This is a genomic window from Pseudoglutamicibacter albus, from assembly GCF_022346425.1.
Classification (GTDB): domain Bacteria; phylum Actinomycetota; class Actinomycetes; order Actinomycetales; family Micrococcaceae; genus Pseudoglutamicibacter; species Pseudoglutamicibacter albus.
Genome location: NZ_JAKRCW010000001.1, coordinates 268,091 through 291,007, shown reverse-complemented (window position 1 = coordinate 291,007; position 22,917 = coordinate 268,091). Strand labels below are relative to the sequence as shown.

Below are 22,917 nucleotides of genomic sequence, written 5' to 3'. Positions count from 1 at the left end.
GCCTTGTTCCCATCAACACAAATCTATTCACAATACTCAAAGCACTCTTGAGGAGCTCTCTTGAAAAACAGCAAAACGCGCCGCGTTGCACGCGGTGCCGCCGCGCTGGCTGTGGGTGCTGCGTTAACTATGGGGTCAATCCCAGCCGCTAACGCATCGTCATTTATGAACCCAGCAGCCAAATCAGACTCGCTCAGCCAGAGCAAGGACAAGGTAGATAAGAATAAGCTCAAGCCTTCTGACCTTGACCTAGACAAGCTGGCCAAGCTGAAGATCCAGGGCTCACTGGCCGACATGGAAGGTCAGGCTTCCGTCTACGTTCAGTTCACTGGCAAGGGTGCTTACGAACTCTCCCAGCCAGTCCAGGTTCGTACCGGCAAGAAGCGCCCTGTCAAGAACGTTGCTAAGGTCCGCCAGGTCCGCAAGGAAATCCAGTCCAAGGCTGATTCGGCTGCACAGCAGTCCCAGTCCAAGGTCCTCTACAAGACCACGAACGCTCTGCCAGGTGTAGCCCTCCAGGGTGAAGCGAGCCGTCTGCGTGATCTCGCAAAGCGTGACGACGTCGTGAAGATCTCCGCGATCATCCCGAAGACCCGTGAAAACAAGGGCACCGTCATCGACACCGGCGCAGTCCAGGCTTGGGCGGCACAGCACCAGACCGGTAAGGGTGTCACGATCGCTGTCATCGACTCCGGCGTGGACTACACCCACGCAGCTTTCGGTGGCCCAGGCACCAAGGAAGCCTACAAGGAAGCTAAGGCTTCCAACGACATGCCATCCGCGAAGTCCGGCCTCTACGACCCTAAGAAGTACAAGGGCGGCTGGGACCTCGTTGGCGATGACTATAACGCGGCTTCTTTCTTCTCCTGGCCTCAGCCAGACTCCAACCCGCTTGACTGCGAAATCGGCGGCCACGGAACCCACGTAGCGGGAACCGCTGCCGGCTACGGCGTCGATAAGGACGGCAAGACCTTCCGCGGCGACTACCAGTCCCTCAACGATGACCTCGTCAACGCTATGCGCATCGGCCCGGGCGCCGCTCCGGAAGCCGGCATCGTTGGCCTGCGTGTGTTCGGTTGCGAAGGCTCGACCAACGTTGTCGGCGAGGCACTCGACCGCGTGCTCGACCCGAACGGCGACGGCGACTTCTCTGACCGTGCACAGATCGTCAACATGTCGCTGGGCTCGACCAACAGCCCGGCCGATGACCCTGAAGCAGACATGGTCAACGCGCTCACCGATCAAGGCATCCTGACCGTCATCGCTTCCGGTAACTCCGGCGACATCACCGACATCGGTGGCGCGCCAGGCGTTGCCGCATCCGCTCTCACCGTCGCTAACTCGGTGGGTTCTCAGGCCGCGGCTGACGCGATCACTGTGACCAAGCCTAAGAACCTCGCTAAGGACTACCCAGGCCAGCTCTCCGGCTCCTACCCATGGGAGAAGCCAGAGTCCGGTCAGGTTGTCGTCCCTAAGGCCGGCCCTAAGACCACCGGTTGCTCCGCGCTCACCGGCGATGATTCACTGAAGGGCAAGTGGGTATGGTTGCACTGGTCGGATGACCCAACTGGTGAGACCTTCGAATGCGGCTCCAAGGCCCGCTTCGACAACGCAACCGCCGCAGGAGCTAAAGGCATTGTCTTGGACGCCCCTAACGAAGTCTTCTCCGCCGGTATCGCCGGTAACTCGAAGATCCCAGGCGTTCAGCTGACTAAGTCCGGCTCCGAGGCTCTGCTCGATGCCGCTAAGAAGGGCGAGCTCGAGGTCACCGTTGATCCTGATAAGACGTCTTCGATGTCGATCAACACGAACGCTCTCGACACCCTGGCTGCGTCCTCTTCGCGTGGTCTGCACGGCTCGGATTCCGTTGTGAAGCCAGACATTGCAGCACCAGGTACCTCGATTCCTTCCGCAGGTGTCGCGATGGGTAACGGCGCTCTGACCATGACCGGTACCTCGATGGCTACCCCATACACCGCAGGTGTTGCTGCGCTGGTCGCGGCTAACGGCAACTACAGCCCAACCGAGATCAAGAACATCGTGATGAACACCGCGGCAGCCGACATCAAGAAGGGCAAGAACATCTACAGCCCTAACCGTGTTGGTTCCGGCCGTGTCATGGCTGATGCTGCGTTGAAGACCCCGGTCATCGCTTACGACAAGGACCGCAAGGACCTCGTCTCCGCGAACTTCGGGGTAGTTGAGGTTGTGAAGGACACCGATTCCGTCACCAAGACGATCGAGGTGCGCAACCTGACCACCCGTGCGCAGACCTACAACGTCGCCTACAAGGGCGCAACCCAGCAGAAGGGTGTCAAGGTTTCCCTCGATAAGGACCGCGTCTCGGTTCCTTCCAAGGGCGTCGCACACGTCAAGGTCACCGTGTCCTTCGATAAGAACGCGATGACCCGCACCATGGACCCAACCATGGACGCGATGCAGATGGACCTGCCACGTGCATACGTGGCAGACACCACCGGCCGCGTCGAGTTCACCTCCTCGACCCAGCCAACCCTGCGCGTCCCTGTCACCTCGGCACCTAAGCCAGCCGGTAACGCTACCGCTCAGCTGGCCAAGGTACGCGGCGACCGCGGCACCGTCCGCTTCCGCGGCGCAGACGCCGACTCCGGCTCCCGCAACGAGGCCTTCATCTCGAAGGCAGCGCTCCTCGAACTCGGTGCAACCTCTGACCGACAGGGCAAGGAGCTCGACAAGGTTCCAGGCGGCCGCGAAATGGACCTGCAGTACGTAGGTGCAACCACGACCGCACCAGTCACCGGTTTGGATGACGCGGTCTTGGGTATCGGTATCTCCACGTGGGGCAACTGGGCACGCATGTCCACCGCTACCGAGTTCAACATCGAGCTCGACATCGACGGTGACGGCAAGGCTGACTACGAGATGTTCAACACTCGTATCAACACGCTCGATCTGGACCTCGTAGCTACCGTCCACTCGGACACCGGTAAGGACATAGACCTGCGTCCAGTCAATGACCTCGTTGGTAACCAGGACCCAGCAACCTTCGATTCGAACGTTGCAGTATTCCCGGTAGCCCTCAAGGAACTTGGACTCACCAAGGACGAGGCCTCAAAGCTGCGTTACAAGGTCAGCTCGTGGTCCCGTTACAACGTTGACGAGGACGGCCGCCTCGCCGCGGTTGATGAGACCGACTGGATCGAGTTCGATGCAACCAAGCCAGCTATCGCTAACCGCACCGACGGCCTGCTCGTCACCTCGGTTCAGGGCTCGGCCGCACCAGTTCTGGTCAATGACGCAGCCAAGGATCTCCTGGTTCTGCACCTGAACAACCGCACCGGCAACCTCAAGGGTGGCAACGACAAGCAGAAGGGTTCTCGCGCACAGGTGATCCCAGGCAAGTAACCACTTGCACTGAATCATTGGCAAGAGAACGCTGGCGCATCAGCGCATAGGGATCACGAACGTGAACTAGCGCTTGGCCACCACTGACTGCGGGGGTATGGGAATTCAACCCATACCCCCGCAGAGCTTTAACCGGGCCTTCCAATAGGCTTTGCCTTCACTAGAATTGGGGCAGGCCGAACGGGAACCACACCACCGCATCGGCGGCTAGAACGCGAATGAGAGTGACACGTGAGCAATCAGGTACCAGCGGCAGTCTTGTGGGACATGGACGGAACCCTCATCGATTCCGATCCACTGTGGGGCCGGGCTGAGATCTCACTGATGCAGCGGGCGGGCGCCCCGTGGACGCAACAGGACGTCGAAGATTTCGTAGGGGCTTCCCTACCGGTTGCGGCTGAGAAGATGCGGCAGGCCGGGCTCGATTTGTCTGTTCGCCAGATCATCGACCACCTCATCACCGAAGTTGCCGCCGGTGTGCGTGAACACGGCATCCCGTGGCGGCCAGGCGCCCGCGAACTGCTTGAGGCGCTGAGCGAGGCGGGTGTTCCGCAAGCGCTGGTCACGATGTCTGAGACGCCTCTTTCGAGCGCTTTCATCGAGGTGCTGGGACACAACCCCTTCCAGGCGATAGTCACGGGAGACACGGTGCATCCGCACAAGCCAGAACCTGAACCCTACCTTCAGGGCCTACGCTTGCTGCGTGAAGCCACGGGGCTAGAGCTACCTGCAGAGCGGGTCATCGCGATCGAAGACTCAACACCCGGAACAACCTCCGCCGTCAACGCGGGGCTGGCGACCCTCGGCATCCCACACACCGCGGCGATCACCGGACGCGACGGGCTCATCATCCGCGAAACCCTCACCGGTATGACGCCTGCGCGGCTTGCAGAAATCATCGCGTTGGTTCACGCGACCGCGAACTAACGCGTCGTGACTTTGCCGTGGGTTGCGGCGATCGGCCGCAGAACCGGCGTGGTCGCGGCAGCCGTCAAGCCGACGGCGATCACGGTCGAGATCACGAAGCCCCAGAAACCGACCCACGAGGTATCGGCGGTACCTGCGAACATGTGGTTGAGGTTCTGCCGCATCCCGGTGGTGAACACGAGGAACACATGGAACACCACGAAGGCAATGAACACGAGGATGACCGGGAAGTGCAGACCGCGCGCAGCCTTGGCTGAGACGATCTTGTTCAAGCGTGGAGCATCCTTAGGCCAGAAACTGGAAAGCCGCAAGCCGGAGATGATCGCAAGCGGCGCTGCGATGAACACGATCACGAAGTACGCCAAAAGCTGCAGCGAGTTATAGGCCGCCCACGATTCAGTCAGAGGCCAATCAAGCGAAAGATACTGCAAGCCAGCGGAAATCGCGTTCGGGAACACGTCCCAACTGGTCGGCACCATCCGGCCCCAGCGCCCGGTGGCGAACAGCAACACAACATAGACGATGCCGTTGGCGACCCACAGAACATCCACGAACTGGTGCCACCACAGCAAGAACGGGATCTTACGTCCGCCACGCTTGTTCGGGGTCCAGTACGCGGGATGCTTGCGTGCGCCGATCGCCCGTTTCTGCATGCCCGAACGCATCAAGAGCAGGATGAATAGGAAGTTCAGGTAGTGCGTAATACGCACCCACAACGGGAACCCTGGCTCGCTGAACGCCGGCGGCTTAGAGGTTCCTGGGTAGCGTTGAATGAACTCTTCAACCGCGTCGAGGCTCCGCAGGCCGCGGGCAGCAAGCACCAGGACCGCTACGACAACGATCGCACCGAGCACCAGCGCACCGATGGTGATGGCGGGGTTCTTGGCCGCGCGTTGGCCACGCTTAACAGACTGTGTGGGCATACTCCTCAAGATACCGCGCCGCACGCTCGGTCAGTAAATACCACGGCATCATCCGCGAAGTACCACAGCACTATCCGCGCCAGTTGCCTCGTCTGCGCCACCTCGTCCGTTGTTAGGCAAGCAGCGCGCGGTCGGAAAGTTCTCCACCGATCTTGTCGAACTCTGCGAGCAGGCTGGAGACGGTTGCGTTCTTCTTGGCTTCGCCGTCGAGTTCGAGGATGATCTGGCCGTCGTGCATCATGATCAGCCTGTTGCCCAACTGGATTGCTTGTTCCATGTTGTGGGTCACCATGAGTGTGGTGAGCTGATCGCGTTCCACGATTTCGCCTGTCAGGCGCGATACGAGCGCCGCACGCTGCGGATCCAGTGCCGCGGTGTGCTCATCCAGCAGTAGGATCTGCGGATGCGTCATGGTCGCCATGAGCAGGCTGAGAGCCTGACGCTGACCACCGGACAGCAGCCCGACCGGGGTCCTCATGCGGTTCTCGAGGCCGAGCTCGAGAGTTTCCAACGCGGTCCTAAACTGTGCGCGGTCCTTACCGGATACCGCCAACTGTAGCCCGCGGTTGCGAACGCGGGAGACCGCGACCGAGAGGTTCTCTTCGATCGTGAGCTCCGGGGCGGTTCCGGCCATCGGGTCCTGGAACACCCGCGAAACCCACAAGGCCCGTTTGTGCTCCTTGATCTTGGTGACGTCCTTGCCGTTGATCACAACCTTGCCGGTGTCGGGGCGCAAGCGCCCGCCGATCATATTCAACAGCGTCGACTTCCCTGCACCGTTGGAACCGATCACGGTCACGAAGTCACCGTTCTTGAGGGTCAGGTTGATGTTGCGCAGGGCTTTACGTTCGTTGACGGTTCCCGGGAAGAACGTGCGGGAGAGGTTCTGAATTTCAAGCATGTTTCTCTCCTTATGCCTGAGCGTCTGCGCGTGCAGTGCCCGCGGCATCGGCGTGGGTGTCTGTATCGTCTGGGAGGCCGGATTCGACCTCGGCTTGTTCGCGGCGCATCTTACGTGCCTTGAGCTTCTTGAAAATCTCAAGCCGCGGCAGCAGCAGTGCGACCACCACGAGCACCGCAGAGGCGAGCTTCATGTCCGAGGACGGCAAGCCGGCACCGAGCGCGATCTGCAGAACCAGACGGTAGATGATCGCACCTGCAACACACGCGAGCACCGCTTGCCATACGCGACGCTGACCGAAGATCGCCTGGCCAACAATCACGGAAGCCAGGCCGATCACGATCAAGCCGATACCCATCGTCGCGTCCGCGATCGCCTGGTACTGGGCGAGCATCGAGCCTGAGACCGCGACCAGGCCGTTGGAGATCGCAAGCCCTAGGATCTTCTGGTTGTCCGTGTTGACGCGGAACGAGGTTGCCATCTGGCTGTTGTTACCGGTTGCACGCAACGCGAGACCCGTGCGGGTGTGCAGGAACCAGATGAGCAGGAACGAGATCCCCAAAACACCGAGGAGCATCAGGCCGGACCCTCCCCAGTCGTCACGCAGCAGGCCGTTTTCTTCGAGCGGGGTCAGGATGGTTTCTTCACCGAGGAGCGGCTTGGCGGCCGAGTTGTCCATGATGTGCAGGTTGATCGAGTACAGCGCGATCATCATGATGATGGACGCGAGAAGGCCGTCGATCTTACCTTTGGTGTGCAGAATGCCGGTCAAAGCGCCCGCGATAGCGCCAGCGCAGAACGCCATGACCATCGCGAGCCACGGCGGCATGCCAGCAACGATGGCGGTTGCCGCGGTGGCGCCGCCGGTAGTGAAGGAACCGTCGACGGTCAGGTCAGGGAAACCGAGGACGCGAAAGGTCAGGTAGACCCCGAGGGCTGCGATGGCATAGATCAGTCCGAGCTCCATTGCGGAAGGCATCTGCTCCAGCATGTCGCTGAAAAACATGGTGTGTGCTCCTGCGTGCGTGGTGATGTTCTCACAGTTCGGCGGTGCAGAGGGCTGTGTACTGCTCCCTGCACCGCCGCTGTTGTCTTCAGTGAAGTTAGGTGGGCGGGCCGAGCTTCACGTCAGGGTGTGTGATCCGTGGAGGGGATCAGTACTTTTCGGCTGCCTTCTCTACGAGTTCCTTTGGAAGTTCGATGCCGGACTTCTTTGCGGAGGTCTCGTTGACGTAGAGGTCGTATTCCTCCTGGGTTTCAACTGCCATGTCTTCTGGCTTAGCTTCACCCTTGAGGACCTTCGCGGCCATCGCGCCGGTCTGTTCACCGAGCTTTTCGTAGTTGATACCCACGGTTGCGGTTGCGCCACGCTTGACGGAATCCCCTTCAGCGGCGATCGCTGGGATCTTCTTGTTCTCTGCGACCTTCAGGAGGGATTCCAGGGAGGCGACAACCATGTTGTCAGTTGGCACGTAGAACGCGTCAACGTTCATGGAGCTTGCGGCTTGGGATACCTCGGAGGACGCGGAGATCGCCTTGGTTTCCACGGTCAGTCCGAGCTCGCTAGCAGCATCTTGAGCCCAGTCAACCTGAACCTTGGAGTTCTGCTCTGCCGAGGAGTAGACGATGCCGATCTTCTTGGCGTCTGGGTCGATCTGCTTCAGCAGTTCGAGCTGTTCCTTGACCGGGTTGGCGTCCGAGGTTCCGGTGACGTTCTTGCCTGGTTTCTCAAGCGAATCGACGAGCTGCGAGTCAACCGGGTCAGTGACCGCGGTGAAGAGGATCGGGCGGTTCTTGACTGCCTGCGAGAGCACCTGTGCGCTCGGGGTCGCGATAGCGAGGATCAGGTCAGACTTGCTGGTTGCGACCTGGGAACCAATCTGGGCGTTGTTCGCGGCTTCGCCCTGTGCGTTGTATTCCTTGATCTCAGCGTCGATACCGTTGTCCTTCAGGCCCTTCTGGAAGCCCTTGTTCGCTGCGTCAAGCGACGGGTGCTTTACGAACTGGACGATGTCGACCTTCTTCTTTTCACCGCCGGAGCCTCCGGAACCTCCACTACCCGAGCCGTCACCGGAGCAGGCCGAGAGCCCGAGAGCTGCGATCGCGGCTACTGCCGCAAGGGATGCTACGCGAGTGCGCTTCATAGTTTTACTTCCCGTCGTGTCAAAGAGGAGAGTGTGATGTGAACTTTGTCACATAGGTTCGCCAAGGATCAGCCGTTTTCGAAAGATTGAAGCTTATCTCCAGGATTCCTTGGACGAACTGTTCTTGATGATGGTTGATTGTACCCAAATTTCCAGATCGAATATGCGCTACATCACTTTTCATAGCTTTCATTAAGCACAGCTAAATCACCGTTGAGGCATAGAAAGGGGTTTTAGGGATCCTCTTCCGGTTCCCTAAAACCCCTTTTGTATGCGCTCACGTGCGGCGCAAACGGCGCCTACACCGCATCGGCCTGCATGCAACCTAGCCGTGCCGGCGCCGCCTAGCTACGCCGTCCAACTAGCGTGCGCCGAGCCACGCGATCAGTAGTTGATGACGTGCGGCTGGGCGACCTCCTTGAGGCCTTCCAGAGCGAACTCGACGCCATAGCCGGACTGCTTCGCGCCACCGAACGGCATGCGCGGGTCGATCGCACCGTGCTTGTTGATCCAGGTGGTGCCTGCCTCGAGGCGGTTGGCGACCTCGAGCGCACGCTCACGGTTCGAGGACCACACGGAGGAGCCGAGGCCCACCTCAAGCCCGTTGGCCATCTCGATGGCCTCCTCAACATCCGTGTAACGAATGATCGGCAGAGCCGGGCCGAACTGCTCTTCAGCGACCAGCGGGTTGTCGTTGTCGATATCAGCAACCAGGGTGGCTGGGTAGAAGAAACCAGCCTCATCAGCTGGGCGTTCTTCCCCACCGGTCACGATGCGCGCGCCACCATCCTTGGCGGCCTGCACCAAACGCTTGACCACATCGAGCTGCATCTGGTTCTGCAGCGGGCCGAGCACGTTCTCTTCGCCCAGGCCCACGCCCATCGGCATCGCTTCAGCGACCTTGCGCAGCTCCTCAACAACCTCGTCATAGATCGAATCCGGAACGTAGAGGCGCTTCAGGGCCGCGCAGGTCTGGCCGGTGTTGATGAACGCGCCCCAGAACAGGTCTTCAGCGATAGCGGCCGGGTCGACGTCATCGAGGACGATGCCGGCGTCATTACCGCCGAGTTCCAGCGTTACGCGCTTGAGGGTTTCAGCGGAGGCCTTCGCGATCGCCTTACCGGTTTCGATCGACCCGGTGAACATGATCTTGTCGATGTCCTTGTGCGCGGTGAACGCCTCACCTACGTCGCGGCCACCAGCGATGACCTGCACGAGGCCTTCTGGCAGAACACGGTTCATCACGCTGACCATCGCAAGCACCGAAAGCGGGGTGTATTCGGATGGCTTGATCACGGTTGCGTTGCCCATCTTGAGGTTCGGGGCGATCTGCCACATCGTGATCATCATCGGCCAGTTCCACGGGCCAACCGCACCGACCACGCCGAGCGGGCGCCAGTGCAGTTCAGCCTTGCCGGACTCATCATCGAAGAGCACTTCTGGCTTGACTTCGATCGCGGCGGTCGCACGCAGCCATGCGGAGCACGCGCCGACCTCGAAGCGGGCGTTCGGGCCGTTGAGCGGCTTGCCCTGCTCGCGGGAGAGCAACTGAGCCAGCTGCTCGGCGTTCTCATCGAGCGCATCGGCAACAGCCATCATGACGTTGGTGCGCTCCTCAAAGGACTTAGCGGCCCAGGACTTCTGCGCTTCACGGGCCTTGACCACAGCGCGGTCGAGGTCCTCAACGGTTGGTTCTGGTGCGTAGCCAACAAGTTCGCCCGTTGCGGGGTCCTTGATTTCACGACCCTCGCTTGGAAGATCGAACGCCGCGCGAAGTTCTTCGACGGTCGCGTAGGTGACGTTTTCGGTAGTCATGACACTCCTTGTCTGTACGAGGCTCAGCGGTGTGAGGCGAGTCTCACGTGTATGTCTTTAAACCTATCCCGCGCTTGCGGGAAAGAACGATCTGAAACGTTTCGCGCACTGCGAATCACTTTCAGGTGCGCTGCGATTTCAGTTGCACTGTGGTTTCAGTTGTGGCGGTTTCAGCTGCGTTGTGATTTCGATTGCGCCGTTTTCACTCCTGGGTGGATGTTCTCCATGCGAATTCCGCGGCCTCGCCGCCACCGAGCTTGAGGTAGCGCTCTGGGTGGGCCGAGCGCAGCCATGCCGCCCAGATGCCACCGAAGAGTGCGGCAAGAACAACGAGGCCTGGGAGGATCCAGTTCAGTGGGCTCGTCTCAGAGATTCCTACGAGGAAGGAGAAGTTCGTGATGATGAGCACCACGATCCCGCTCAGGCTCAGGCCCGCAAGCAGTGGGGCAACGAACCTGGTCCACATCGAGAGATCCCGTGCGTTGGTTCCGAGGTAGGCCATCGCCGCGAAGCTCGTGACAGCCATGAGCGCGATGAGACCGAAAGAGCCGAGGTTGGTCAGCCACGTGAACAGCGTCAAGACCGGGAACATGACCGGGTCTTCCGAACCTGAACCGACGACAGCGAAGACGATGAGCACGGCGAGCGCGATCGAGGACTGGCAGATGGAACCTAGCGCTGGGGCTTGGCCGCGGCCGAGTGAGATCGCGAGGAACTTAGGCATCGCGCCTTCGCGTGCCAGGGTGCGCAGGTAGCGGGCTACGACGTTGTGGAAGGAGATGAGAGCTGCGATGAGCGAGGTCACGAACATGACTTGGGCGAAGACCACTAGGAAGTTCGGCACGTGCGCCCCGAGCAGTGAGAACACCACGCCTGGGCCTTGTTCCCCAGCTTCTGCGACGGTGTTTTCTGGGGCAAGTGCCATGATCATGGCCCATGCGGAGATCGCGTAGAAGATCGCTACAGCGATCACGGCGCCGAAGGTTGCGCGGCGGACCGTGTTTTCTGGGTCCTTGACCTCTTCGACATAGACGGAGCCGGATTCGAAACCCATGAACGCAGCCATCGAGAACGCGAGTACCGCACCCACGCCTGGTGCGAAGAAGTCACCGAACTGGAAGCCGTCAGCGGATAGGCCTGCTGGTGCGTCGACGACTGCGAAGATGTCGTAGATGATCACGATGATGAACTCGATGACCACGAGGATTCCGAGGACCTTCGCGGAGAGGTCTACCGAGTTGACGCCGAGGATGCCCACGATCACCCAGCCGGCGAGCGCGTAGACCCACCATGGGACGTCGATGCTGAACAGTGCGTTGAACGTGTCTGCCGATGCGAAGCCGAACATTCCGTAGATGCCGACCTGCATCGCGTTATAGGCCAGCAGCGCGACCCACGCAGCGGAAACACCGGTGACGCGGCCGAGTCCGCGAGCCACATATGCGTAGAAAGCGCCGGCGGTGCGTACGCGCGCTGATAGGGCTGCGTAGCCGACTGCGAACAGCGCGAGGACCACGCCGAGTATGAGGAAGCTCAGCGGGACACCGAGCAGGCCGGTCACGGCGTAGTTGGAGCTCACGCCACCTGCAAGCACGGTCAGCGGAGCGGACGCTGCGATGATCATGAGCGCGAGCGAAACCGTCCCGATGCGCTTGGATGCCGGCGGCTGACCATTCGGTTCGTCGCTGTTGAGCTGTCGGCTGGTGCTGGTGTCCAGCGAACCTGGCTCTATTACGTGCGGCGTTTTAGCGGACCCCGTCGTTTCAGCTGTCATGAGGGCACCTCACTCAAAAGATGGGACCGCGGGAACCTTCGATACGGAAGAGACTGCGGCCGCCTAAGGACAACATGTGATATAGCTCACCATCTTGCTCGCGTGAGGGCCAGCTCAGCTAGCATTCCCGTGCACACGCCTTGCATTCCCTTGCAGAGTCAGCTCAGCGCCGGGGCTAGCTCGGCGCCCACGTACTCAGCGCGACGCCCGCATTTTTTGGCGGGCTTGGGTTGGGGTTTGCCCGAATTCGGCTTTGAAGGCCCGCGAGAAGTGCGCGGCTTCCGGGAAACCCCAGCGCGCGCCGATATGAGACACGGGAACCGAGGCGTGTGCGGGGTCTTGGATTTCTTTGCGGGCTTCCTCGAGCCGGCGGGTCCGAATCCAGGTTGCTACCGGCACGCCCATCGGCTCGAAGATCGTGTAGAGCTGCCTCACGGACATGAAGTGCGCCTGCGCGAGTGTGGCCGGGGTCAACGATGGGTCGCGCAATTTCGCCTCGATCGTGGCGCGCACGGCCGCCAGCGCGGAGTCCGCGATCGCTTCGCTGCCGAGGTCCCGCTCGGCCTGGTCACGGCACATCGCATCCAGCAGCCCCACTGAATGGGCGCACAACGCCGCCAACCCTGCCGCGTCCTGCCGCCCGCCTGCGGCATCTTGCTGTGCGATGCGGCGCGAAAGTCCCGCAAGCAGCGGGGCCACGACATCGGACATTCCGCCGTTTTCGCCCAGCGCCACCGCGGTCAGGCTCCGGGCCGGGGCGGATAGGCGGGCGTATGGGAGCATCACGATGAGCATGCTCGAATCATCGTCCACGACCATCGTGTACGGCTCTGAGGTGTCATAGACTGCGAGCCGCCCTGGGGTCAGTTCAAGTTCGCGGCCTCCCTGGATCAGGTAGGAGCGCCCCGCCTCTTGGAGGGTGAACTTGAGCATCCCTCCCCCGCCCGCGGAGATCAGCTCCGGGGTGCGTTCCACAGCGTGGGCGGATGCGTCGATGCGGATGGCCGATGCGGCGGCGTGCTGAAAGCTGGTGAGCTTGCCGCTGAAGTCGCCACCGCGGGTCGCGTGAGCATGCAGCGGCACGAAGGCCTGCGACGACGCCCGCTGCCACTCGACGAACGTGCGAGTGATCGGCGTGCCCGTGATCGCGCGATGAGTTCCAGCGCGGTTGGCTGGCTCAGTTTTCTGCGTAGGTGACATAGGCCACATAATAGGGCTCAATCTACGTTGCTGGGGTTTCTGTGTCACGAGCGAAGCCGTCAAGGAGCACGTGCAGCTGTGCGGTCAAAGATTCGGGTCGAGTGCTCTGTGACTCCATCGTGAGCATGACTTGGGTACCCAGAAGAAAGGTCACGAGCGCATCGGCAGCCTTATGCGGGCACAGCGCGGGCCTGAACTCGCCAGCCGTTTGAGCCTGCATGATCCATTCGGCTACGCGTTCACGCCAGCGCCGCATCGCGCGCTCGTGAATGGCTTTGAGCTCGGGGCTGTCTGCCGCGGCACCCCAGAAGGCCACCACGCCGGCGGCTTCCTCGCGGGACTCCGGAGTCAGCGGAAGCACTTCCCTAGCGAACACCTCGATCGCCGCGCGGCCCGTACGTTGTGTGCACGCCCGGCGCGCGCGGGCGTTGGTCCTGTCCACCGCGGATTCATACACGGCCTCCAGCAGCTCTCGCTTGGTCCCGAAATAGGGCTTGATCGCGCCATTGGCGAAGCCGGCCTCGGCGGCGATGTCGCGCATCGTGGCGGCATCGAAACCTTCGCGCCCAATGAGCGCCCACGCGGCATCGACGATGTGTTCCCTGCGGGCCTGATGATCAACAACTTTAGGCATGACATCCTTCTAACCGCCCGATGCGCGTTTAAGCAAAAACATATAGTTACGCGGCCGTAAAACCGAGTCGATTCACATGCTCCAGATCACTTGCATGTAACCCGAATCACATTTATTCTCTACGAGTATAGAAAAACCCGGGTCCGCATGAAAGCGCGACCCGCCACCATGCCATCCGGCGCACGCGTGTCGAATTGGAGAAAGCATGTCGCAGACCATCACCCCAACCAACGCAACCCCTGGGCACCACACTCTGCTGACCCCAGCGGAAGTGGAAACCGCAGTGAACATCCTGCGCGAGGCAGGCAAGTTCAGCGAAGCAACCCGCCTGGCCTACATCGGCCTGGTTGACCCTGATTTTGATCTGCCAGAAGACGCCCCCGTCAACCGTTTGGTCCGCATCTACCTGTATGACGCACAAGAGCAGAAGTCCTATGACGCAACCGTGTCCGTGACCAACGGGACCGTTGAATGCCACCACGAAATCGACACCCAGGAATACGGCGAGCTCCCGGTCCTGGCGGAAGAGTTCCCGATCGTCGAGGCGCTGCTCTCCCAGCACCCCGAGTGGATCGCGGCGATCGAAAAGCGCGGCCTCAAAGTCGAGAACGTACGAGTCGCCCCACTGTCCGCTGGCGTGTTCGAATACCCGGAGGAATCCGGCAAACGCGTTCTTCGCGGTCTTGCTTTCGTACAGGAACACGAAGCCGACTCCGCGTGGGCACGCCCAATCGAGGGTCTGCTCGGATACGTCGATGTGGGCAACAAGGAAGTCATGCAGGTACTCGACTTCTTCGACCACCCGATCCCTGAAGAGCACGGCAACTACATGACCCCGGAAGACACCGGGCACCCGCTGCGTGAAACACAGAAACCGATCGTCATCACCCAGCCTGAAGGCCCATCGTTCACCGTGACCAACGGCAACCACGTCGAATGGGAACGCTGGAGCCTGGACGTTGGCTTCGACATGCGTGACGGCCTCGTGCTGCACAACGTGTGCTTCGACGACCCAATCAAGGGCCGCCGCCGCATCCTCAACCGCGCATCCATCGCCGAAATGGTGGTCCCCTACGGCGACCCGAGCCCCGTGCGTTCGTGGCAGAACTACTTCGACACCGGCGAGTACCTCATCGGCCAGTGCGCCAACTCGCTCGAACTCGGTTGCGACTGCCTGGGCGACATCACCTACCTGTCCCCCACCATCGCTGATAACGACGGCAAGCCAGTGACCATCACCAACGGCATCTGCATGCACGAGGAAGACTACTCGCTGCTAGCAAAGCACACCGACGACTGGGCAGGCACCGCCTACACGCGCCGCAACCGCCGCATGGTGTTCTCGATCTTCACCACGGTAGGTAACTACGACTACGGCTTCTACTGGTACCTCTACCTGGATGGCAACATCGAGTTCGAAGCGAAAGCCACCGGCATCGTCTTCACCTCGGGCTTCACGGGCGACCCGCGCTACAACAGCGAAATCGCCCCAGGCCTGGGTGCACCGTTCCACCAGCACCAGTTCGCTGCGCGCCTCGACTTCGCCCTGGACGGCGGCCCGTCCCGCATCGAAGAAGAAGACGCCGTACGCGTACCGGTCTCCGAAGAGAACCCGCGCGGTAACGCGTTCACCCGCAAACGCACTGTACTCGCTAAAGAATCCGATGCGGTGCGTGACCCGGACGGCTCCGTGGGCCGCGCCTGGGTCATCTCCAACCCAGAATCCACCAACCGCCTGGGCCACCCGGTTGCCTACAAGCTGCATCCGGCGGGAACCCCGGTGCTACTGGCCGACCACGACGATTCCTCGATCGGCCGCCGCGCAACCGTGATGTGCCACGCGCTCTGGGTGACCCGCTACGCGAAAGAAGAGAAATACCCGACCGGCGACTACCCGAACCAGAACCCGGGCAAGCACGGCATCAAACAGTGGATCGAAGCCGACCGCGATATCGACACCCAACGCAACGTCGTATGGCACACCTTCGGCCTGACCCACTTCCCACGGCCTGAAGACTGGCCGATCATGCCGGTAGACACCGTCGGGTTCAAGCTGCGCCCTGAAGGCTTCTTCGACCGCTCCCCAGTCCTGGATGTCCCGCCACCTGAGAAGCAGCAAGTGTGCTGCACCAGCGACGGCAGCGACTCCAACGATGCAGGGTGCGGCTGCTGACACTAGTCGCTAGCTCTCATGAGTTCATGGTCTCCCCGGGTCTTCTTTCGCAAGACCCGGGGAGACCTGCATTACCGGATTGTTGGGCGCTGGCATCACTGTTGGCGTGAGCGCCGCAGTGCGAGAGACTGAAAGCATGAAGATTGCTTTTCTTGGTACTGGCCGGATGGGCACCGAGCTTGCCCGTAAGTTGCTCGCTGATCACGATGTGACGGTGTGGAACCGCTCCGCCGAGCGTGCCCAGCCGCTGGTTGATGAGGGTGCCGTGCTCGCTGAGTCTGCCGCTGATGCGGTGGCTGGCGCGGACATCGTGGTTTCATGCTTGTTTGGCCCGGATGTGGTGCGTGAGGTCATCACGGGCGCGGGCTTGATCCCGGATGGTGTCCCGTGGCTTGATGCCACGACGGTGGGGCTGGCTGATGCACGTGAGTTCGCTGCCGCGGTCCCGAGCTATGTCGCAACCCCGGTGGTGGGCACGCTGGGTCCGGCGCGTGCCGGCAAGCTCGGCGTGTATGTGGGCTCCCCGGATGAGGGCCTGCGCACCCGGGCCGCCGATGTGGTGGCTGTGTGGGCTGATCCGGCGCGTTTGCGTCCGGTCGATACTGCCGAGAAGGCTACCGCTGGTAAGTTGCTGGCTAACCTCGCGTTGGCGGTTTCGGCTCAGGGTCTGCGGGAAGCGTTGACGCTGGGTGCGGCCGCTGGCCTGGATGGTTCCGCAACCCTGGACATGCTCGATTCGACCGGGCTGGCTTTCATCGCGAACATGAAGCGCCCATTCGTTGAAGGCGAGCGGGAGAGTTCGCCCGGCGATTTCACGGTGGACGCCATCGCTAAGGACGCTCGGTTGATGCTCGATGCCGTGGCTGGCTCGGAGCGTTTCGGTGAGCTGTACGAGCAGGGCCGAGTTGATGCGGATGCATTCGATGCGAACATGCCTGCCGTGCGTGCCGCACTGGGTTCGCTAGATGCGGCTCAGGAGACGGGCCGCGGGGACCGGGACTTCTCCACGATCTTTGTAGACAGCGCAGAATAGTCAGCGCCGAATAAGCAACAACCTTTACACGCCAGTGGCGGGCGGTTCGTGTGAACCGCCCGCCACAGGCATTTATGCAAACGGTGTTTAACCCAACACTGTCAGCGTTGGCGCGTTACTTGTTGAAGCATACGAGGCGCTTGTTGACGAACTCGTCGATGCCGAGCGCGCCGAGTTCGCGGCCGAAGCCGGAGCCCTTGACGCCACCGAATGGCATGTCGACGTCTTCGAAGGTTGTACCGTTGACGCCCACCATGCCGGCTTCGATGCCTTCGGCGAAGCGTTCTGCACGGCCTTCCTCGACTGCGAACACTGCGGAGCCCAGCCCGTATGCGGTGTCGTTGGCGAGTTCGAGCGCTTCTTCGTCGGAAGTGACCTTGTAGACGCTCAAGACTGGGCCGAAGAGTTCTTCGCTGTAGCCGGTGGTGCCCTTCGGGATGTCAGTCAGCACGGCTGGCTGAACGTAGAAGCCTGGACGGTCCAGGCGGGTTCCGCCAACACGAAGGTTCGCGCCTTCGGAGACGGCGCGCTCGAGCTGATCCACAAGACGCTCTGCGGCCTTCTCGGAAGAGAGCGGACCGAAGACGTTCTCGCCCTTCTCCATCGGGTCGTGCGCCTGAAGCTTCTCGGTCTCCTTGACGAGCTCGTCGAGGAACTCATCGTAGATGTCCTCCATCACGATCAGCCGCTTATTCGAGTTGCATGCCTGGCCGGTGTTCTCGAAGCGGATCGCGATCGCGTCGCGTGCGGCCTGGCGTGGGTCCTCGCTCGAGAGGATCACGTACGGGTCATTACCGCCGAGCTCAAGGACGGACTTCTTGAGAGCCTTACCGGCGGTTGCGCCGACCTCGCGGCCTGCACGTTCCGAACCGGTCAGCGAGACACCTGCGACTTCTGGGTTCTCGATGAGCGAGGCGATCTGCTCGTGGGAAGCGAAGATGTTCTGGTAGACGCCTTCCGGAACGCCCGCATCGTCCATGATCTTCTGGATAGCAAGCGCCGAATCCGGGGTGGATTCCGCGTGCTTGAGCAGCACGACGTTACCGAGCATGAGGTTAGGGCCGGCGAAGCGTGCAACCTGGTAGTACGGGTAGTTCCACGGCATAACACCCACGAGCGGACCCAGCGGGCGCTTCTGGATCACGGCCTTGCCGTCTTCGTCATCCTTGATGACCTCGTCAGCGAGGAACTCTTCGGCGTTCTCCGCGTAGTAGCGGATGATCTCGCCGGAGAACGCCGCCTCGCCGCGGGCCTCACCGAATGGCTTACCCATCTCCTTGGTGGCGATCTCGCCGAGTTCACGGCGGCGCTCCACGAACAGGTCAGCGACCTTGGCGAGGATTTCACCGCGCTCCTTGACGCTCTTGGCGCGCCACTCCTTGTAGCCCTTCACGGCTTTGTCGAGGGCCTCGCTGATTTCGGCGTCAGTGGTGTGTGGGTATTCGTTGTTGACCTGGCCGGTTGCCGGGTTGATTCCAACGTAGGACTGGGACATTGTTCCTGCTCCTTTGTTTTCACTTGCTGCCGATGTTGGCGGCTGAATCCTTGCTTGTTACGGTCAGGTTTGGTGTGGTGCGGGCCGGATGGCTGGCCTCGAACTGCGCGGCGAGCGCCAGCAGCGTGTTGTCTGAATACGGTAGGCCCGCGAAGGTGAGGCCCACCGGCATCCCGGTGCGCATCGCACCCATGGATACGGTCACGGTCGGGATGCCGAAGTGGCGTGGGACGAGGTTGCCGTTAGCGACCCACACCCCGTTCGCCCACGCTTGATCCGCTGATTCCGGGTTCGTGTCGGCATCGGCTGGGCCCACGTCGGCCATCGCTGGGAAGGCGATAGCGTCCAGGCTGTGCCGGTTCATCCATTCGTCGAAGTCGATCTCACGGATCCGGTTCATTCCCGCGATCCCCTCCCCGATGCCTGGGATCTCGGCGAGTTCACAGAAGCCGCGTTCCCGGATCATGTCCGGGTAGGTAGCGATGTCGTCATCGAAGCCCACATAGCGGTCTTCGAGCGCGCCGTCCGGGTGCGGGAAAATCTCTGCCCCGTCAACGTCAGCCAGCGTTGCCGGGCGCGGGGCGGTGTTGTCATTGCCGGCTTCAGTGGCCTCAGCGTTGGCGCGCAGGAAGCGCTCCCAGGACCACGCTGCGAGGTATCCGACCTCGTCAGTGAGGTACTCGGAGCTGACCAGCCCGCGGCTTGAAATCGTGTGAGCTTCGGGGCGGTCACCTTCGTAATTGCTGACTACGGGGAAGTCCACAATCTCCACGCTAGCGCCCGCCTGCTCAAGAACGATACGGACTTTCTCCCATAGCGCAATGACGTCGGGGTGGGTGTGGATTTTCTGGCCCATCGGCCCGCCCACGCCGGTGTCTGTGGTGCGGTCCCCGCCGGTTCCTGCGTGTTCGTCTTGGTTGATGTACATGCCGGGAACGCCGATGCGCATGCCAGCCAGCGGGCGCTGCTGAGCCAGCTCGCGATAGTCAGCGGGCCGCACTTCGGAGGCTTTCGGGATCTCAACCCAGCGCTGTTCCCGCCAGAAATCGCCTGCGTGCGTGTGGTCGTCGGCGACGATCACGTTGAGGACCTCGAGCATGTCCGCCATCGACCGCGTGTGGGGTACGCACACGTCCATCGTGGGGACCAGCGGCCAGTTCCCGCGCATCGAAATCACGCCGCGGGAGGGCGTATAGGCGCTCAAGGCATTGCAGGATGCCGGGGCGCGGCCCGAAGACCATGTCTCCTCCCCCAGCCCGAATGCCGCGAAGCTCGCGGCGGTCGCTGTGCCGGAACCGTTCGAGGAACCGGACGCGAATGCGCTCGTGAGGTAGGCGCGGTTGTATGGGGATTCGGCGCGGCCGTGCAGGCCGCGTTGCATGCCGCCGTTAGCCATGGGCGGCATCGTGGTCAGCCCGAGGCAGATCGCGCCGGCGGAACGCAACCGTTCGATCGTGAACGCATCCTTCTGCGCTACAAGGTCTTTGAACGCGGGCGAGCCCGCGGAAACCGTGAGTCCGCGCACCATGTAGGACTCTTTCGCGGTGTACGGGATCCCGTCCAGCGGCGAGGCGGGCTTACCGGCGCGCCTGCGGGCGTCTGAGGCCTCGGCCTCAGCTAACGCGTCCGGGTTGCGCACGATCACCGAGTTGAGCTCGCCATCGTAGGCGTCGATGCGGTCCAGATACGCGCGCACCAACTCAACCGCGGTCACCCGGCCTTCTTCCAGCGCAGTGCGCAGCTCGGCGATGCTCGCCTCAACAATGATGTCCTCAGCAGCGTCGCCGGCATCAAAAACCTTGATCATGCCTCAACCGCCGGCTGTTGTTGGGTGATGCAGTGGATTCCGCCGCCGCACGCGAAGATCTCGCGGGCATCGACGAGCTCAACCGTGCGGCCCGGATAGGCTTGCTGCATGATTTCCACGGCCGCTTGGTCGTTCGGGTCGTTGAATCCGCACAGGATCACGCAGTCGTTGCCGACGTAGTGGTTGATGTAGGAGTAATCGACCCAGCCTTCCTCATCGGTCAGCACCTGCGGGGCCGGGACCTCGATGATCCGTAGCGGCTCGCCGGCGGCATTGGTTGCGGACTCGAGCACGCTCCTGATGGTGCGGGAAACCTCGTAGTCCGGGTGTTCGGGGTTGTTTTGCATGTGTAACAGGACGTCGCCGGCCGGGGTGAAGCACGCGACGATGTCGATGTGGCCGCGGGTTCCGAACTGTCCGTTATCGCGGGTCAGGCCATACGGCACCCACACGGCATGGGTCGTGCCGAGTTTGCTGTGGATCTCGCGCTCGATTGCCTCGCGGTCCACACCGGGGTTGCGGCCCGGGTCCATCTGCACGGATTCGGTCAGCAGGACCGTGCCCTTGCCGTCGATGTGGATCCCGCCGCCCTCGTTGACCAGTTGCGAATCCACACGCGGCACACCGGCATGCGCGGCAACGCGGGAGGCGAGTAGCGCATCGTGCTCCCACGCCGCCCAGTCCTGGGCACCCCAACCGTTGAAAACCCAGTTGACTGCCGCGAGCTCGCCGTCTGCGTTGCGCACGAATGTGGGGCCGGAATCCCGCATCCACGCATCATCCAGCGGGGCCGCGAAATACTCGACGTTCTCACCCAAGCGGGCACGCGCTTCGGCCTCATCTTCCGGGTCCATGACCATGACAACCGGCTCGTAGCGAGCCACCGCGAGCGCGACCTGCGCCCACGCGTCCCGTGCACGCTCAAGCGATTCTGAGCCACGCGCGCCGAATGTGTCATTCGGGGTTGGGAAAGACATCCACGTACGTTCGTGGCGTTCCCACTCCGGTGGCATCACATATGCGGCGGACTGGTTGGTCACGGGCGGTCCTCATCCTTTACGGCGGTGTTAGTTTCGGCAACGATCTTCTCGCCAGTGTCCCCAACGGTGCGTGCCTCGCCTCGTTCGAGGGCCTCGCCGACCACATCCCCCATGTAGGTGTCGGTCGTGGAGTCCACCCTAGGCAGAGTTTCACCGCGGAAGAACGCTGGGTTCTTGATCGCTGTAATCACCATAATAGTGACCCCGATCACAAGGACGCCCATTCCGAGGATGAATACCATCCCGATGCCACCCAGCGAGGAGCCGGAGCCGTAGCCTGGGTCGAGCGAATCGTAGGCGGTCTTGAAGAACATGATCAGCAGCATGATCCCGCCCAGCAGCGGGAAGATGAGCCGGGTGAAGATGGTCTTGGTGCTCTCAAAGAGCTCGCGGCGCAGATACCAGACGGCGGCGAGCGCGGTGATCCCGTAGTAGAAACACACCATGAACCCAAGCGCGGTGATCGTGTCCCACAGCGCGTTTTCGCTCAGCAGGCGGGTCACGATGTAGAAGGTTCCGGCGGCGGCCGCGGAAAAAACCGTGGCAACGGACGGCGTCCGGTATTTCGGCGAGATCTTCGCGAAGCTCGGCGGCAACGCCCCGTAGTAGCCCATCGCAAGTAGGGTGCGGGATGGCGAGACCATCGTCGACTGCAGGGATGCGAAAGACGAAGCCATGATGCCCACCGCCATCGCGAGCGCGAATGGGCCCATCACCGGGCCAGCAAGCGCTGCGAATATCGATTCCTGATTATCAGGGTTACCGGCACCCAAGCCCTCGTCCCCCGTGCCTGCCCACGCAACCACAGCGAGTGCAACACCGATGTAGACCGTCATGATCACAAGCATCACGATGAGGGATGCGCGAGCCGAGGTGGTCTTCGGGTCTTTCGTCTCCTCGTTCATGGTCAGGGTTGTATCCCAGCCCCAGAACATGAAGATCGACAGCGAAACACCAGCCGCGATCACCGAGAAGTCCCCCGCCGAAAGCGGGTTGAACCAGTCCAGGCTCACCGGGGTCGCATCGAACGCAGTGCCTTCGTTAACTCCGCGGAACGCCATGAAAACGAAGCCACCCAGCACGATGATCTGGACCAAAACCAGAACGTATTGGACGGTCTTGGTCGCCTCGACGCCCACATAGGAGATCCACGCGGCCAACGAGATCAGCACGATCGTTGTGGGTATGTTGACCCACAGGTTACGTGTCAGCTCCGCGATCTCAGGGTTGCTGAACAGTTGCGCAAGCATCAGATAGAAGAAGTCCACCGCAACTGCCGCGAGGTTAGACAACACGATCACGGTCGCAGCGATCAGACCCCAGCCGCCCATCCACCCGATCCACGGGTTGAACGCCTTGGTTGCCCATGTGAAGGACGTCCCCGAGTCAGGGACCTTGTTGTTGAGCTCCTTGTACCCGAAAGCGACCAACAGCATCGGGATGAAACCCAGCAGCAAGATCGCGGGAACGTGCGTGCCCACCTCGGAGATCGTAGGCCCCAAGCCAGACGTGAGGGTATAGGCCGGCGCGATGCACGAAACACCGATCACCACAGCACCGAGCACACCGACCTTACCGGCCGCAAGCCCCTTGCCAGAGAAGCTTTCACTCCTCGAAAGTTTTTCCGTTGAGGTGGCCAAGCGAAACCATCCCCTTCCATCAAAACC

Annotated in this window: 16 protein-coding genes; 4 read left to right on the top strand and 12 right to left on the bottom strand. The window is 61.7% G+C overall.

Features of this window, described 5'->3' with window-relative positions:
* Window positions 1–60 precede the first annotated feature (60 nt).
* The gene (locus MHJ63_RS01185) at window positions 61–3,384 is read left to right on the top strand and encodes a S8 family peptidase (RefSeq protein ID WP_052048489.1); all 3,324 of its coding nucleotides are present in this window, start codon (window positions 61–63) and stop codon (window positions 3,382–3,384) included.
* A 231-nt stretch (window positions 3,385–3,615) separates the two neighbouring features.
* The gene (locus MHJ63_RS01180; RefSeq protein WP_035756442.1) at window positions 3,616–4,311 is read left to right on the top strand and encodes an HAD family hydrolase; all 696 of its coding nucleotides are present in this window, start codon (window positions 3,616–3,618) and stop codon (window positions 4,309–4,311) included.
* Here MHJ63_RS01180 and MHJ63_RS01175 read toward each other — a convergent pair.
* The 8 genes from MHJ63_RS01175 to MHJ63_RS01140 form a co-directional block, all read right to left on the bottom strand.
* Window positions 4,308–5,234: a cytochrome b/b6 domain-containing protein gene (locus MHJ63_RS01175; RefSeq protein ID WP_239445926.1), complete on the bottom strand. Its 927-nt coding sequence runs from the start codon at window positions 5,232–5,234 to the stop codon at window positions 4,308–4,310. The genes MHJ63_RS01180 and MHJ63_RS01175 overlap by 4 nt on opposite strands.
* 112 nt (window positions 5,235–5,346) lie before the next feature.
* Window positions 5,347–6,135, bottom strand: a complete 789-nt coding sequence (locus MHJ63_RS01170; protein WP_239445925.1) for an ABC transporter ATP-binding protein — start codon at window positions 6,133–6,135, stop codon at window positions 5,347–5,349.
* A 10-nt stretch (window positions 6,136–6,145) separates the two neighbouring features.
* Window positions 6,146–7,114, bottom strand: coding sequence for an ABC transporter permease (locus tag MHJ63_RS01165; protein WP_070508068.1), 969 nt, complete (start codon window positions 7,112–7,114; stop codon window positions 6,146–6,148).
* Window positions 7,115–7,289: 175 nt separating this feature from the next.
* Window positions 7,290–8,279: an ABC transporter substrate-binding protein gene (locus MHJ63_RS01160; protein ID WP_239445924.1), complete on the bottom strand. Its 990-nt coding sequence runs from the start codon at window positions 8,277–8,279 to the stop codon at window positions 7,290–7,292.
* 384 nt (window positions 8,280–8,663) lie between these two features.
* A complete protein-coding gene (locus MHJ63_RS01155; RefSeq protein WP_239445923.1) occupies window positions 8,664–10,094 on the bottom strand; it encodes an aldehyde dehydrogenase family protein in 1,431 nt (476 codons plus the stop codon).
* A 202-nt stretch (window positions 10,095–10,296) separates the two neighbouring features.
* Window positions 10,297–11,868 carry an APC family permease gene (locus MHJ63_RS01150; RefSeq protein WP_239445922.1) on the bottom strand — a complete coding sequence of 524 codons (1,572 nt, stop codon included), beginning with the start codon at window positions 11,866–11,868 and terminating at the stop codon, window positions 10,297–10,299.
* Window positions 11,869–12,063: 195 nt separating this feature from the next.
* Window positions 12,064–13,068 carry an AraC-like ligand-binding domain-containing protein gene (locus MHJ63_RS01145; RefSeq protein ID WP_239445921.1) on the bottom strand — a complete coding sequence of 335 codons (1,005 nt, stop codon included), beginning with the start codon at window positions 13,066–13,068 and terminating at the stop codon, window positions 12,064–12,066.
* 22 nt (window positions 13,069–13,090) lie between these two features.
* Complete coding sequence (locus MHJ63_RS01140) at window positions 13,091–13,702, bottom strand: TetR/AcrR family transcriptional regulator (RefSeq protein ID WP_239445920.1); 612 nt, start codon at window positions 13,700–13,702, stop codon at window positions 13,091–13,093.
* Between the two features lie 205 nt (window positions 13,703–13,907).
* On the opposite strand from MHJ63_RS01140, the gene MHJ63_RS01135 reads away from it, so the two are divergent.
* Window positions 13,908–15,875 (top strand): primary-amine oxidase, encoded by a 1,968-nt coding sequence (locus tag MHJ63_RS01135; RefSeq protein WP_239445919.1) that lies wholly within the window; start codon window positions 13,908–13,910, stop codon window positions 15,873–15,875.
* Between the two features lie 106 nt (window positions 15,876–15,981).
* Entirely contained in the window at window positions 15,982–16,908 is a 927-nt protein-coding gene (locus MHJ63_RS01130; protein WP_338110356.1) for an NAD(P)-dependent oxidoreductase, read from the top strand.
* A gap of 115 nt (window positions 16,909–17,023) precedes the next feature.
* Here MHJ63_RS01130 and MHJ63_RS01125 read toward each other — a convergent pair whose 3' ends face one another.
* Genes MHJ63_RS01125 through MHJ63_RS01110 form a run of 4 tightly spaced genes read right to left on the bottom strand, consistent with a single transcriptional unit; the run spans window position 17,024 to window position 22,890 of the window.
* The gene (locus MHJ63_RS01125; RefSeq protein WP_035756449.1) at window positions 17,024–18,403 is read right to left on the bottom strand and encodes an NAD-dependent succinate-semialdehyde dehydrogenase; all 1,380 of its coding nucleotides are present in this window, start codon (window positions 18,401–18,403) and stop codon (window positions 17,024–17,026) included.
* 19 nt (window positions 18,404–18,422) lie between these two features.
* Window positions 18,423–20,210: an amidase gene (locus MHJ63_RS01120; protein ID WP_239445918.1), complete on the bottom strand. Its 1,788-nt coding sequence runs from the start codon at window positions 20,208–20,210 to the stop codon at window positions 18,423–18,425.
* Window positions 20,207–21,250, bottom strand: coding sequence for an agmatine deiminase family protein (locus MHJ63_RS01115; RefSeq protein WP_338110355.1), 1,044 nt, complete (start codon window positions 21,248–21,250; stop codon window positions 20,207–20,209). The genes MHJ63_RS01120 and MHJ63_RS01115 overlap by 4 nt, the downstream gene beginning before the upstream one ends.
* The gene (locus MHJ63_RS01110) at window positions 21,247–22,890 is read right to left on the bottom strand and encodes an APC family permease (RefSeq protein WP_239445917.1); all 1,644 of its coding nucleotides are present in this window, start codon (window positions 22,888–22,890) and stop codon (window positions 21,247–21,249) included. Before MHJ63_RS01110 ends, MHJ63_RS01115 begins: the two co-directional genes overlap by 4 nt.
* Between the last annotated feature and the right edge of the window lie 27 nt (window positions 22,891–22,917).